The sequence below is a fragment of the Microbacterium sp. NPDC012755 genome (genome assembly GCF_042901325.1).
Classification (GTDB): Bacteria; Actinomycetota; Actinomycetes; order Actinomycetales; family Microbacteriaceae; genus Microbacterium; species Microbacterium natoriense.
Genome location: NZ_JBIBCT010000001.1, coordinates 3,217,602 through 3,231,033, shown reverse-complemented (window position 1 = coordinate 3,231,033; position 13,432 = coordinate 3,217,602). Strand labels below are relative to the sequence as shown.

The following is a 13,432-nucleotide window of genomic DNA, read 5'->3' as shown; positions in this document are numbered from 1 at the left end:
GGTGTCACGCATGATCCGGCAGGGCCGGGAATACCCTGGGCGTGCCGTGAGTTTGCTCTGTCGCATGCGAGGGCATTTGCGAAATCTCTCGCGGTCATGCAAACTATGGCCGCCGATTACCCGACGGCGCATCCCGACCACTCGCACCATGAAAGTGGAGATTTACCACATGGCAACCGATTACGACGCTCCCCGCAAGAGCGAAGACGACTCCGAGTCGATCGAAGCCCTCAAGGAGCGTGTGCCGGACAAGCTCTCCGGCTCGACCGGGGACGAGGACTCGGACAACCCGTCCAGCTTCGACCTCCCGGGTGCCGATCTGTCCGACCTGGAGCTCGACGTCGTCGTGCTCCCCGCTCAGGAGGACGAGTTCACCTGCATGAGCTGCTTCCTCGTGAAGCACCGCTCGCAGCTCGACCACGAAGACGCTTCCGGTCCGATCTGCAAGGAGTGCGCTGCCTGACGCAGCGACACGCGATCGTCACGCGCTCTGAACCTCACGGTTCAGGGCGCGTCGTCGTATCCGGGCTCTGGTCGCCGCTGTGCCGGAGGGATCGGCCGGTGGTGACGGATCAGCTGGCGAGCGGACGGACGACGGATCAGTCGGTGGCGGACCGGGCGGCGCGGATCGCCGCGGCGAGGCGGTCGGGGGTCCGCGTGGAGATCGTCCAGGTGTCGACAGGGTCGTCCGGATCGATGTTGGGGACGGTCACGACGCCGTCGATGCCGCCGCGGATGAGGTGCCAGCCCCGTGCGGGGAGCCGCGGACCGCGAGCCTGCCGCGCCTCGTCGCCGGTGAAGGCCTCGGGATCGCCGAGGAAACGCGCGTCGATGTGCGCGCTGCCGGCGCGCAGCACGGTGCCCTCGACGGACAGCACAGGAGTGAAGCCGATGAACGCCGCGACGAGCGCAGCCGAGACGGCGGCGCCGGCGAGGAGAGCTACGGTCGAGCCGACCGGGACGAAGATCAGAGACACCATGGGGCCCGCGAGGGCGACGGTCACGAGCAGCCAGAGGCTCGGCGACAGCCGCTCGCGGTAGAGCGGACGTGTCTGTGGGGCGCGGTTCTGCATTAGCCTCGTGGGGTGACTGAATCGGTGGACATCCCCATTATCGCCCCTGTGCTGAACGACGCCGCCGTCGTTCCCGGTTACGCGCACCCCGGAGACGCCGGAGCCGACCTCGTCGCTGCGGAGGCCGTGCACCTCGGACCGGGCGAGCGCGCGCTCGTCGCGACCGGCGTCCGCATCGCTCTGCCCGAGGGGTACGCCGCGTTCGTGGTGCCGCGCAGCGGCCTCGCAGCCAAGCACGGGATCTCGATCGTGAACTCCCCTGGGACGGTGGATGCCGGCTACCGCGGGGAGATCAAGGTGAGCCTGATCAACACCGACATCCGCAGCGCGTACGATGTGGCCGTCGGCGATCGCATCGCCCAGCTGATCATCATGCCGGTGACCCGAGCGACCTTCATCCCCGTCGAGGAGCTGCCAGACAGCGTCCGCGGCGAGGGGGGATTCGGATCCACCGGATACCAGGCAGCATCCCACCAGAACGAAGCAGGACAAGGCTGATGACTGACAACAACGCCACCCCGTCGAAGTCGGCGCCCGACAACCGGGCCACCGAGGGCCCCCTGGACGACTCCGAGGCGAATCCCGTCCGCCCGTACATCGACCTCGGCGGCATCAAGATCCTCCCGCGGGAGGGCCTCAATCTGCGCCTCGAGGTCGAGGAGCAGACCAAGCGCATCGTCGCCGTCGGGCTCGACTACGCGGACTCCTCCCTGCAGGTGCAGCCCTTCGCCGCACCGCGCTCCGGGGGCCTGTGGGACGAGACCCGCGTGCAGCTGCGCGACCAGGTCAAGGCTCAGGGCGGCCGGGTCGAGGAGCGAGACGGCCCCCTCGGCAAGGAACTGCTCGCCGAGGTGCCCGCACCCGCCAACGAGGGCTCCGAACTGCGCCTCGCGCGCTTCATCGGCATCGACGGCCCCCGCTGGTTCCTGCGCGGCGTGATCGGCGGTGCCGCGGCATCCGACCTGGAGGCCGCCGCCAAGGTCGAGGACCTGTTCCGCTCGATCGTGGTCGTCCGCGGAGGTGCTCCCATGCCGCCGCGCGACCTGATCCCGCTGAAGATGCCGGCGACGCCGGGCTCCGCGTGAGCGCAGCAGAGCCCGACGACCAGCGCGAGCCCTCCGCATCCGAGATCCTCGGGGCGGCGCTCGGCGGCGCTGCGCGGCGTGCAGGGCTCGATCCCGCCGACAGCGCGAGCACGCAGAAGGTCGTCTGGTCCGCCATGGGCGGCTGGCGCGGCATCCTGGAGTCGGTGCTGCCGAGCCTCGCATTCGTGATCCTGTTCACCATCCGCCCCGAGCCGCTCGTCCTCGCGCTGGGGGTGTCCGTCGGTCTCGCCGCCGTGTTTACGATCATCCGGCTGCTGCAGAAGTCGCCGCCGTCGGCCGCGATCGGCGGTCTCGTCGCCGCTGCGGCCGCCGCCGGTCTCGCGCTCTGGACGGGGCGAGGACAGGACAACTTCGTCCCCGGTCTCATCACGAACACCGCCTACGGGACGGTGCTGCTGATCTCGGCGCTGATCGGATGGTCGCTCATCGGCCTGGCGGTCGGGTTCCTCATGGGCGACGGCACCGCGTGGCGCAGGGATCGCCGGAAGAAGCGCGCGTTCCTGTGGCTCGGGATCGCCTGGTCCGCGCTGTTCTTCGCTCGGCTGGCCGTGCAGTTCCCGCTCTACCTCGCGGGGGAGGTCACCGCGCTCGGCACTCTGAAGCTGATCATGGGGCTTCCGCTGTTCGCTCCCATGATCGCCGTCACGTGGCTCGTGGTCCGAGCGCTCTACCCCCGCGAGTCGGTTGCCGAGTCCTCTTCCGAGGCATGATAGATTTATCTTGACATCAAGATAAATTGCAGGCTTTCGCCCGAGGCCCGCGGGGAGCAGACTGGGTTAGGTCCACCTTGCTAGCCGGACGGCGTCGGAGGCGAGCAAGATGGAGGCGCCTGTCGCTCCCATCCGAATAGAAGGAGACGGATTCGTGTCCACGGTGAACAGCTTCGGTGCCAAGAGCACCCTGACGGTCGGCAGCACCGACTACGAGATCTTCCGCATCGACACGGTGCCCGGTTTCGACAAGCTCCCCTTCAGCCTCAAGGTGCTCCTTGAGAACCTGCTTCGCACCGAGGACGGCGCGAACGTGACGAAGGCGCAGATCGAGGCGCTCGGGTCGTGGGATGCCGCGGCGGAGCCGAACACCGAGATCCAGTTCACGCCTGCGCGCGTGGTCATGCAGGACTTCACGGGTGTTCCCTGCATCGTCGACCTCGCCACGATGCGCGAGGCCGTGACGGCGCTGGGCGGCGACGCGAACAAGATCAACCCGCTCTCGCCGGCCGAGATGGTCATCGACCACTCCGTGATCGCCGACCTCTTCGGCTCGGAGAACGCTCTCGAGCGCAACGTCGAGATCGAGTACGAGCGCAACGGCGAGCGCTACCAGTTCCTGCGCTGGGGCCAGACCGCGTTCCAGGACTTCAAGGTCGTTCCTCCTGGCACCGGCATCGTGCACCAGGTGAACATCGAGCACCTCGCCAAGGTCATCTACGACCGGAACGTGAACGGCGTCCTGCGCGCCTACCCCGACACCTGCGTCGGCACCGACTCGCACACCACGATGGTCAACGGCCTCGGCGTGCTCGGCTGGGGCGTCGGCGGCATCGAGGCAGAGGCGGCCATGCTCGGCCAGCCCGTGTCGATGCTCATCCCGCGCGTCGTCGGCTTCAAGCTCTCCGGTGAGATCCCGGCCGGCGTCACCGCGACCGACGTCGTGCTGACCATCACCGACCTGCTGCGCAAGCACGGCGTGGTCGGCAAGTTCGTCGAGTTCTACGGCGAGGGCGTCGCATCCGTCCCGCTCGCGAACCGCGCCACCATCGGCAACATGTCTCCGGAGTTCGGCTCCACGGCGGCGATCTTCCCGATCGACGACGTCACCCTCGACTACCTGCGCCTCACCGGCCGCAGCGAAGAGGCCGTCGCGCTCGTCGAGGCGTACGCCAAGGAGCAGAAGCTCTGGCACGACGCGTCGCACGAGCCCGTGTTCAGCGAGTACCTCGAGCTCGACCTCGGCACCGTCGTGCCGTCGATCGCCGGCCCGAAGCGCCCGCAGGACCGCATCCTCCTCTCGGAGGCGAAGTCACAGTTCGAGCACGACATCCTCAGCTACGCGACCCCGTCGACCTCCGACGACCTCGTCGACCTCGAGGGCAAGCACTCGTTCCCGGCATCCGACCCCGGTCAGGTCCCCGGAGAGGAAGCCCCGACGACCCGTCCGGTGCACATCAACAGCGGTGCACCCGCCAACGCGTCGAAGCCGGTTCCGGTGACCACGCCGTCGGGGGAGAAGTACATCCTCGACAACGGCGCGGTGACCCTCGCGGCCATCACCTCGTGCACCAACACGTCGAACCCGTCGGTCATGATCGCCGCCGGTCTCGTGGCCCGCAAGGCGCTCGAGAAGGGGCTCAAGCAGAAGCCGTGGGTCAAGACGACGCTCGGCCCCGGCTCCAAGGTCGTCACCGACTACTACGAGAAGTCGGGTCTCGACAAGGACCTCGAGGGTCTCGGCTTCTACACCGTCGGCTACGGCTGCACGATCTGCATCGGCAACTCGGGTCCGCTGATCGAGGAGGTCTCCGAGGCGATCAACTCGCACGACCTCGCCGTGACCGCGGTGCTCTCCGGAAACCGCAACTTCGAGGGTCGTATCAGCCCCGACGTCAAGATGAACTACCTGGCGAGCCCGCCGCTGGTCATCGCCTACGCCCTCGCCGGTTCGATGCACTTCGACTTCGACAACGACGCCCTCGGCAAGGGTTCCGACGGCAACGACGTGTTCCTCAAGGACATCTGGCCGACGCCGGAAGAGGTGCAGGAGATCGTCGACTCGTCGATCTCTCGGGACCAGTTCATCAAGCAGTACGCGACGGTGTTCGACGGCGACGAGCGCTGGCGCAGCCTCCCCACTCCGGATGACGCGATCTTCCAGTGGGACGAGGACTCGACGTACGTCCGCAAGGCTCCGTACTTCGACGGCATGACGATGGAGCTCACCCCGGTGCGCGACATCCAGGGCGCCCGCGTCATGGCGACGCTCGGCGACTCGGTCACCACCGACCACATCTCGCCGGCCGGAAACATCAAGCCGGGCACGCCCGCCGCGAAGTACCTCGAGGCGCACGGCGTCGACCGCAAGGACTTCAACTCCTTCGGTTCGCGCCGAGGCAACCACGAGGTCATGATCCGCGGCACGTTCGCGAACATCCGCCTGAAGAACCTCCTGGTCTCCGCCGTCAACGACGGTCAGGTCATCGAGGGCGGCTTCACGCGCGACTTCACCCAGCCTGACGGCCCGCAGTCGTACATCTACGACGCGAGCATGAACTACCAGGAGCAGGGCACACCGCTCGTCATCTTCGGCGGCAAGGAGTACGGCTCCGGCTCGTCGCGCGACTGGGCGGCCAAGGGCACCAGCCTCCTGGGCGTGAAGGCGGTCATCACCGAGAGCTTCGAGCGCATCCACCGCTCGAACCTCATCGGCATGGGCGTCGTCCCGCTGCAGTTCCCCGCGGGGGAGAGCTGGGAGTCGCTGGGCCTCGACGGCACCGAGATCGTCTCGATCACGGGTCTCGAAGAGCTCAACAACGGCGTGACCCCGAAGACCGTCCGCGTGACCGCCACCCCGAGCGAGCACTCGCCCGAGGGCAAGCAGGTCGTGGAGTTCGACGCGGTCGTCCGCATCGACACCCCCGGTGAGGCGGACTACTACCGCAACGGCGGCATCCTGCAGTACGTGCTGCGCTCGCTGGTCTGATCAACTGAGCGCGGAAGCGGGCGGAGCGTCTACAGACGTTCCGCCCGCTTCTGCATTCCCCAGCGCACGCAGCCACACGGCGCCGAGGATCACAGGGGGGATGAAAGCGGCGACGAGGTCGAGCATACGCACGGACGGAATCAGCAGGAGCGGAGAGGTCAGAGCGAGCAGAGGCAGGCTGGGGAAGCGCCATATCGCGAGCCCGCACATTCTCAACAAGCTCAGCAGCACCGCTATCGCCAGTGCGACCAGCGCCGGACCCACCCAGCGGAGAACGTCGTGCAGCGTTCCGGTCCCTGAGGCGACCACCAGCTCCGGCGTGATCCTCCCTGCGCAGTCGAGCGCCGTCGAGACGACAGCGGCCAGCGAGAGTGCGATCACGATCGGACCGAGTGCGTGTCCACGACGAAACGGTCGCAGACGCGACGCGATGATGGCGACAGCGACGGCAATCGCGATCTGAGCCGCAGCGAGGACGATCTGCGCGACCGCGAACCCGGCCATCATGCCTTCGAAGATCCCGGTCATCTCGTCCCAACCCGACTGCGGGTTCGCCGGCTTCGGGGTGAAGGCGCTGACGATGCCGAGCGCGAAAACCGAGAGGACGAAGGATGCGACGATCGAGAGCGGAGACAGAGCGAGCATCCGGCCGAGCACGAGATCGGAACGGCGCCACACGTACTGCGGTGCGGCTGCGGGCATGGAGACTCCTTCGGATCTGTGACGATGCTAGGGCAGACATCCGCCGCGACGGGCGGGGCGAACGCCTTCTCACCGAGGATTCCCGGCCTTGCGCGATAGGATCGTAGCGGCCTTCGAACCGGAACTCGGATGCCGCGTACAGAGCCTGTGAGGAGGCGCAGATGCCCATTCTTCCGAGCATCTCAGGACCCCGAGATCTGGACGCCCTGTCCACCGAGCAGCTGATCGAACTCGCTGCGGAGGTCCGCGACTTCCTCGTGGAGAACGTGTCCCGCACGGGCGGTCACCTGGGTCCGAACCTGGGTGTCGTCGAGCTCACGATCGCACTGCACCGGGTCTTCTCCTCGCCCGACGATCCGTTCATCTTCGACACGGGTCACCAGTCGTACGTCCACAAGCTGCTCACAGGGCGGCAGGACTTCTCCGATCTCCGGGTCCGCGGCGGTCTCGCAGGGTACCCGCAGCGCAGCGAGAGCCCGCACGATGTCGTCGAGTCGTCTCATGCGTCGAGCTCGCTGAGCTGGGCCGACGGCGTCTCTCGTGCTCTCACCGCGACCGGTCGCGCCGACCGCCACGTCGTCGCCGTGGTCGGCGACGGCGCCCTCACGGGCGGCATGACGTGGGAGGCGCTGAACAACATCTCCGACGACAACGACCGCAACCTCGTGATCGTCGTGAACGACAACGGGCGCTCCTACGCGCCGACCATCGGCGGAATGTCCCGCTACCTCAACCGCGTGCGCACCGCGGCGGCGTACAAGGACCTGCACCGCAAGTCCGACCGCCTGTTCCGCGCCTTCGGGCCGGTCGGTCGCGCGGTGTTCCGCGGCGTGCGCGGCGGAACGCACGGGTTCCTCTCCCGCTTCACGAACAACGAAGCGCTCTACTCGAACCTCGACATCAAGTACCTCGGCCCGGTGGACGGACACGATCTGCCGGCGCTGCTGGAGACGCTCGAGCTCGCGAAGTCGTACGGGGCCCCGGTCATCGTGCACGCGATCACCGAGAAGGGCAGGGGCTACCAGCCGGCGCGTGATGACGAGGCCGACCAGTTCCATGCCGTCGGCAGAATCGATCCGGCGACGGGGGAGACGCTCTCCTCCGGCGGGTTGGGGTGGACCGATGTGTTCTCGAAGGCTCTCGTCGATGTGGGCGAGCGCCGAAGCGACGTCATCGCCATGACCGCCGCGATGCTGCGCCCCACGGGCCTCGCGCCGTTCGCCGAGCGCTTCCCCGATCGCGTGTACGACGTCGGCATCGCCGAACAGCACGCGGTGGCATCCGCCGCGGGTCTCGCCTACGGCGGCCTGCACCCGGTGGTCGCCGTGTACGCGACCTTCATGGGGCGCGCATTCGATCAGGTCCTGATGGACGTCGCTCTCCACCGCGCGGGCGTCACGTTCGTACTGGACCGCGCAGGCGTCACCGGACCCGATGGGCCCAGCCACCACGGCATGTGGGATCTCGCGATGCTGCAGATCGTCCCGCACATCCGCATCGCTGCTCCCCGCGATGCCGCGCGCCTCACAGAGGCGCTGGAGGAGGCGGTCCTCGTCGACGACGCCCCCACGGTCATCCGTTTCCCGAAGGGTGAGGTCGCCCCCGACCTCCCCGCGCTCGAGCGTCTCGACGACGGCGTCGACGTGCTCGCGAGGGGCGAATCGGAAGACGTCCTCATCGTCGGCATCGGCCCGTTCGCCGCGCTCGCGATGGACGTCGCCGCACGCCTCAGGGCGCAGGGCATCGGGGCCACCGTCATCGATCCGCGCTGGGCGATCCCCGTGCAGCCCTCCGTCATCGAGCTGGCCGCGCATCACCGTCTCGTGATCACGCTGGAGGACGGCATCCGCGTGGGCGGGATCGGCACCCGCGTGCGTCAGGTGCTGCGCGAGGCCGGGATCGACACTGCCGTGGACGAGCTGGGGCTTCCCGACGAGTTCATCGATCACGCCTCGCGCGAGCAGGTGCTGGCGGATGCCGGCCTCACCGCGCCGAAGATCGCCCAGGACGTCGTCGCACAGGTGCTCGGCACCCGTATTCCGGTCGCCCGCAACGCCGGTGAGACCGGAGCGATCGACCTTCCGCTGCACGAGCGGCACTGATCCCCGGCGAGGAAGCGCTCCCCGCCGCACCGCCCTCGGTGTGCGGTCGCTCAGTGCGGTGCTCCCTCCGACGTCGATCCGCGAGCAGGAGCCGATGAGCGGTGCACCACCAGCCGAGCGGAACCGCGAGTGACGCAGAGACGGCGGGGACGAAGAGTACGTAGTCCCATACTGAGCGAATCGGGGCGAACACCTCACCGCCCCGCAGCAGCGCGATGTATACGAGGCCGATGGCGATGCCGAGCGCGGTGTAGACGACGACGTGCACCCAGAGCCGTCGGCTACGCGACAGAGCGCGCCCGAGAAGTATCGCCAGCATGACCCCCACGGGCATGACGATGAGGGAGATCGTCCCTCCGATCACGAGTGCGCAGAAGGCGGCGAACAGGAACACGTTGATGTTCGAGGGAGACGTCTCGACGCCATCCGTGAGATCGAGGGCTGTACACCAGACGCCGATGCCTATGACGAGGAAGACGAGGAAGATCCACCACACGTCGATGCCACCGCGCAGCGCTTCACGGTCCGTGAACGCCATCGGTCTCGCCTGAGTGCGCGGAGGGATCGCGTCCTTCTTCGCGATCATGGGCGCACCTCGGCGACTGCATCCTGAATGCTCTGCACTCGCGCAGCTTGAGAGCGAGCTCTGCTGTCTTCGAGCAGGGCGCGCCACGCCGTGTACCACCACCCCAGTGGTACCGCGAGCGCCACAAGCACGGCCGGGAACGCGAGCGGTGCGCCGAGTACGCCCACGCTCTGAGGAATCTGCATCAGCAGGAGAACGAGGACGTAGGTCTTGCCGACTCCGACGCCGAGAGCCGTGAAGATCGCCACGTGAACGCGCAGAGATGCCTCGTGGCGCAGCAAGGATCCGAGCCTATGCGCGAGGAGTGTCCCAAGGACCGTCACGAGAGCGGAGACGACGCCGCCGATGATGAGTGCTGCGGCGTCGACGATGAGGACGCTGGGAAGAAGGGTGCCCGGCGAACCCCAGCCGGGGAAGGACGAGTACGCGGCTGCGGTGATCGTCGTGGACAGAAGCAGCATGGTCATGAATATCGCCCATGCGGAGACGGCGCCTCGTACGAGCTCGGCACCAGTGAACGCCATAGGTTCCGCCGGTGTGCGAGGCGAGCGCCGCACCGATTGCGGGGTCATGATCGGACTTCCGCGATCAGTGTCAGAAGCTGCATGGTCGCTCGGTGCAGTCCTGGGACCCGCACGAAGGGCAGCGCGACGCTCAACAGCCGCAGGCCGGCGTCGAGCAGCCGTGTCGTCTGCTCGTGTGACGGAGAGGTGTCGTACGTCCAGCGGAGCACAAGCGCGAGATAGCCCACGAACAGAGCTTCCGGCAGGAGCGCCGCCACGTCAGCTGGAAGGCGGTGCTGTGCGCCGTCGATCGCCTCGCGGAACAGCCCGATCGTGATGGCCCGCGCCTCCGCCGATTCGGCAGAGAGCGGGTTGATCGGCGAGTCCGGGGGGATCATCGCCGTCAGGAATCCTGCAGCGCTGCGCTGGTACGGAGTCAACGTGGACAGCCCGGATTCGAGCACCAGCCGTAGACGATCCACGAGGCCACGCTCTCCTGAAAGTGCCGCGCGCGCCGCCGTTGCGTGCTCTTCCTGCACGCGCCGGTACAGCTCCTGGACGAGATGATCCTTGGAGGGGAAGTAGTAGTAGGCGTTTCCCGCCGAGACTCCGGCCTTCTCGGCGATCAGCCGCATCGTGGTCTCGGCGTATCCGCGCTCTGTGAACGACTCGACCGCCGCCGCGCTGATCCGCGCCTTCGTACGCGCGCTCTTCGTCATCGGCGCTTCAGTTTCGAACATGTTCAAAACTGTACGCCGCCGTGGCGGAATCCACCAGTGGGCGGTTCAGTTCAAGGCGTGCAGAGCGGCGACAGCCTGGGCGCCGCGGTCTCCGTCGCGCATGGCGGTGGACAGAAGATAGCCGTCGGTGAGCGCGTCGCCTGTGACCATCACGCGGACGAGCTCCACGCCGCAGGCTCGACGGATCTCCTCCGCGCTGGCGGCGATCACCCTCGTGTTGATCTCGTCGTTGTGGGGCAGCTCCGCACCGTCGAGGCCGCGGATCACGTCACGCAGCGCGGCGCCTACGATGTTGGACGCACGTTCCTTGACGTTGACGACGTCGAGCTCGAAGACCCGCATATCTCGTCCGGTCGGTATGGGGCGCCACTCGAACGACGCGTGCACGCGGTGCTGGTGTCCGCCTGCCCCGGTCATCTCGCGCGCGGGGAGATCGGTCGCACGGCAGCGCACGTCGATGAGCTTGTACCAGTAGAACAGCGGGAAGGCGCCGTGCGAACCGGGATCGAGCACGACCACTTCGCCGACGGCTCCACGCCGGTTGGCCGGTCGGCGCTGCGGACGATTGCGGATGATCGGCTTGCCGTTGCGCGTGCGGATGGCGGCCCAGCCCTCGTCGACGGTGACCACGAAGAGCTTGAGGAGAGCCGGGAGGACCAGGAGTGTCGTGAGGATCGCCGTGCCGGTCTTCAGCAGCCCCGACATCCCCTTGCCGCCCAGCATCGTGAAGAGCATGTCCATGACACCACTGTGCCGCGTCGTGTCGCAGCAGATCGCCTCCGGAGCCCGTGCGGCGGGGGAGTTCATGCGCTGTTCGTCGGCCGTTCGCCGGAGTGCCCCGCAGCGGTTACGCCCCGGCCCTGATCGGCCGCCGCGTGGCCTCAGCCGAGGTCGGCGAGAGTACGCGCGACCAGCTCCTCGACGGCCGGGAGGCAGCGTTCCCGGTCGGCGTCGACGAGTCCGATCCTGGTCCGCCGATCGAGCACATCGTCGGCCGTCATCGCGCCCTCGCTGCGCACGGCGAACTCGACGTCGGCTCGTGTGAGACCGGTGAGCTCGTCGAGGGGTTCCGCACCGGCGACGGTGCGCTCCACCAGACGCAGCGATGCGGTGCGACTCGACGGGGCGCTCAGCTTTCGTGACGAGACGGCGAGGTCGACGGCATCCTCGGCCATCCGACGGTAGGTGGTCAGCTTGCCGCCCAGAACCGTCACGAACCCGGCATCCGACGCCACGACGAGATGCCGCCGGGAGACGTCGGAGGTGGCGTCCGCACCGCTGTCGACCAGGGGCCTGAGGCCCGCGAATGCTCCGCGCACCTGATCGCGCCGGACGGGCACGGCGAGGACCCGATTGAGAGTGCTCAGGAGGAAGGCGATCTCGGGCTCGGTGGGCTGTGCGACGGTCGGCACCGGCCCTGGCGCATCCTCATCCGTGAGGCCCACGATCACCCGTCCGTGCTGCTGCGGCAGGGCGAACACGTATCGACTGATCGACCCCTCGTGCGGGATCGTGAGCGCCGCCGTGGGGGAGCCGAGGTCAGAGGCATCGAGGACGATGTGCGTGCCACGGCTGGGGCGAACGCTGATCGCGCCGTCGAGGGACCCCGCCCAGACGCCGGTCGCATTGATGACGGCGTGCGCCTTGATCTCGAGCCGTTCGCCTGACATGGCGTCCTCGGCCGTCGCGCCGTCCCCTCGCAGCTCGATCGCGCGCACGCGGGTCAGGATGCGCGCTCCGAGGCATGCAGCGGTGCGCGCGACCGTGGCGACCAGGCGGGCGTCGTCGACGAGCTGCCCGTCGTACGACAGCATCCCGCCGCGCAGCCCTCGGGGGTCGAGGACGGGAGCCAGGCGATGCGCCGTGCGCGCGGAGACGAGCCTCGGGGTGGGGAGCACGGTGCGCGGTGTGCGGGCGCGCATCCGCAGCAGATCGCCGAGACCCATGCCGACCGCCCCGGCCGCGCGCTGGCGGAGAGTGACCCCCGGACTGAACGGCAGGAGCTGTGCCAGGGGGTGGATCAGATGCGGAGCGATCGTCGTCATCAGCAGGTGCCGTTCGAGAGCGCTCTCCCGGGCCGTCGCCACATCTCCGGTCGCGAGATAGCGCAGTCCGCCGTGCACGAGCTTGGAACTGAACCTGCTCGTGCCGAAGGCGAGATCCTCGGCCTCGATCAGCACGACTCTGAGGCCGCGGGAGGCCGCGTCGAGGGCGGCGCCGACGCCGGTGATGCCGCCGCCGACGACGAGCACGTCCGCGGTGCCGTCGGCCGACCTGGCGAGATCGGTCCTGCGCCGAGCGACGTTGAGAACCCTGGGGTCCGGAGTCATGGCCGGAGCAGTCCGTCGAGCGCCGAGCGCAGTTCGCGCTCCCAGGCGGCGTCGGAGATGAGCTCGGACACGGTGCCGTGCGAGAGAACCGCCGACTGGGCGATGAGGAGCAGCATCACGGCGATCTCCAGAGGCTCACCGTGCCGTACCGTCCCTCCGACCTGTGCGGTGCCGATCGCCGTGGCGAGCCACTGCAGGATCATCCTCTGGCTCGACCCCACGCGCTGCAGCGTGTAGCGCGTGAACGCCTCCGGCTCGTCGGCGAGGAGACGGCCGTAGACGGCGTCGGAACGGAACAGCGCGGTGAATCGCAGGACGTCATTCACCAGATCGGCGCGTGTGCGCGCATGCTCGGGAAACGCGTCCAGGATGCCGCCCACGCGGCGCAGCAGGGCTGCGCGGACGACATCGTCGGCGTCGCTCCAGCTGCGATAGATGGTCGGTCGGCTGAGATCGGCGCGGCGGGCGAGCTCGGCGATCGTCACGCCGTGCACGCCTCTGCGCTCGATCAGCGCATCGGCGGCGTCGAGAATACGCACCTGCGTGGCGTCCCACATCACTTGACGTTCTTCCATGATGTGTCACACTGTA

At 68.1% G+C, this 13,432-nt stretch carries 13 protein-coding genes; 6 read left to right on the top strand and 7 right to left on the bottom strand.

Annotated elements, in window-relative coordinates:
• Positions 1-169 precede the first annotated feature (169 nt).
• Positions 170-463, top strand: coding sequence for a DUF4193 domain-containing protein (locus ACFY5A_RS15110; RefSeq protein WP_105673065.1), 294 nt, complete (start codon positions 170-172; stop codon positions 461-463).
• Between the two features lie 136 nt (positions 464-599).
• Here ACFY5A_RS15110 and ACFY5A_RS15105 read toward each other — a convergent pair whose 3' ends face one another.
• Positions 600-1,073 carry a DUF3093 family protein gene (locus ACFY5A_RS15105; RefSeq protein WP_341942070.1) on the bottom strand — a complete coding sequence of 158 codons (474 nt, stop codon included), beginning with the start codon at positions 1,071-1,073 and terminating at the stop codon, positions 600-602.
• A gap of 12 nt (positions 1,074-1,085) precedes the next feature.
• On the opposite strand from ACFY5A_RS15105, the gene dut reads away from it, so the two are divergent.
• The 4 genes from dut (at position 1,086) to acnA (ending at position 5,878) form a co-directional block, all read left to right on the top strand.
• Positions 1,086-1,571 carry a dUTP diphosphatase gene (gene dut / locus ACFY5A_RS15100; protein ID WP_181155829.1) on the top strand — a complete coding sequence of 162 codons (486 nt, stop codon included), beginning with the start codon at positions 1,086-1,088 and terminating at the stop codon, positions 1,569-1,571.
• Positions 1,571-2,158 (top strand): DUF3710 domain-containing protein, encoded by a 588-nt coding sequence (locus tag ACFY5A_RS15095; RefSeq protein ID WP_105673068.1) that lies wholly within the window; start codon positions 1,571-1,573, stop codon positions 2,156-2,158. Before dut ends, ACFY5A_RS15095 begins: the two co-directional genes overlap by 1 nt.
• Positions 2,155-2,889 (top strand): DUF3159 domain-containing protein, encoded by a 735-nt coding sequence (locus ACFY5A_RS15090; protein WP_387235208.1) that lies wholly within the window; start codon positions 2,155-2,157, stop codon positions 2,887-2,889. Before ACFY5A_RS15095 ends, ACFY5A_RS15090 begins: the two co-directional genes overlap by 4 nt.
• Positions 2,890-3,043: 154 nt before the next feature.
• Entirely contained in the window at positions 3,044-5,878 is a 2,835-nt protein-coding gene (gene acnA, locus ACFY5A_RS15085; RefSeq protein ID WP_105673070.1) for an aconitate hydratase AcnA, read from the top strand.
• On the opposite strand, the gene ACFY5A_RS15080 is transcribed toward acnA, so the two are convergent.
• A complete protein-coding gene (locus ACFY5A_RS15080; RefSeq protein ID WP_387235205.1) occupies positions 5,879-6,580 on the bottom strand; it encodes a hypothetical protein in 702 nt (233 codons plus the stop codon).
• A 161-nt stretch (positions 6,581-6,741) separates the two neighbouring features.
• Here ACFY5A_RS15080 and dxs point away from each other — a divergent pair, with 161 nt between their 5' ends.
• Positions 6,742-8,682, top strand: coding sequence for a 1-deoxy-D-xylulose-5-phosphate synthase (gene dxs / locus ACFY5A_RS15075; RefSeq protein ID WP_341942075.1), 1,941 nt, complete (start codon positions 6,742-6,744; stop codon positions 8,680-8,682).
• 582 nt (positions 8,683-9,264) lie between these two features.
• Here dxs and ACFY5A_RS15070 read toward each other — a convergent pair.
• From ACFY5A_RS15070 to ACFY5A_RS15050, 5 genes are all read right to left on the bottom strand, one after another.
• On the bottom strand, positions 9,265-9,735 hold the full coding sequence (locus tag ACFY5A_RS15070; protein WP_341942076.1) for a hypothetical protein: 471 nt from the start codon (positions 9,733-9,735) through the stop codon (positions 9,265-9,267).
• 101 nt (positions 9,736-9,836) lie between these two features.
• On the bottom strand, positions 9,837-10,511 hold the full coding sequence (locus ACFY5A_RS15065; RefSeq protein ID WP_341942077.1) for a TetR family transcriptional regulator: 675 nt from the start codon (positions 10,509-10,511) through the stop codon (positions 9,837-9,839).
• A gap of 45 nt (positions 10,512-10,556) precedes the next feature.
• Positions 10,557-11,252, bottom strand: a complete 696-nt coding sequence (locus ACFY5A_RS15060; RefSeq protein ID WP_105673076.1) for an SPFH domain-containing protein — start codon at positions 11,250-11,252, stop codon at positions 10,557-10,559.
• Positions 11,253-11,392: 140 nt separating this feature from the next.
• The gene (locus tag ACFY5A_RS15055; RefSeq protein WP_341942078.1) at positions 11,393-12,841 is read right to left on the bottom strand and encodes a glycerol-3-phosphate dehydrogenase/oxidase; all 1,449 of its coding nucleotides are present in this window, start codon (positions 12,839-12,841) and stop codon (positions 11,393-11,395) included.
• Positions 12,838-13,416, bottom strand: coding sequence for a helix-turn-helix domain-containing protein (locus ACFY5A_RS15050; RefSeq protein ID WP_341942079.1), 579 nt, complete (start codon positions 13,414-13,416; stop codon positions 12,838-12,840). The genes ACFY5A_RS15055 and ACFY5A_RS15050 overlap by 4 nt, the downstream gene beginning before the upstream one ends.
• Between the last annotated feature and the right edge of the window lie 16 nt (positions 13,417-13,432).